The organism is Shewanella sp. T24-MNA-CIBAN-0130, assembly GCF_040310185.1.
Classification (GTDB): domain Bacteria; phylum Pseudomonadota; class Gammaproteobacteria; order Enterobacterales; family Shewanellaceae; genus Shewanella; species Shewanella psychromarinicola.
Map to the genome: position 1 here is coordinate 1 of NZ_JBEOPP010000511.1, position 243 is coordinate 243.

Below are 243 nucleotides of genomic sequence, written 5' to 3' on the forward strand. Positions count from 1 at the left end.
CCTTGGCGCCATTGTCATTCTTGTTAGTGATGACGGTTTTTGCCTTATTGATTCAGCTCAAAACCTTTTACGTTGATGGTAATTGGCTGCTTATCATTATGGACATCATCATTCTAGTCGCAACGATTTTAGTGACGTTTGAGAGTCTATCGGTATTGCGTAAAGAGTGGACCTTGCATAAAGGTAAAAGCAATATTGAAAAGTAATATCTAGATATAACGTCTAATCACTATTGGAATAGAT

1 pseudogene is annotated in these 243 nt (G+C 36.6%); it reads left to right on the plus strand.

Annotated elements, in window-relative coordinates:
- Window positions 1-206: pseudogene (locus AAEZ02_RS23310) on the plus strand (carbon starvation CstA family protein); the annotation flags it as partial.
- Window positions 207-243: the final 37 nt, after the last annotated feature.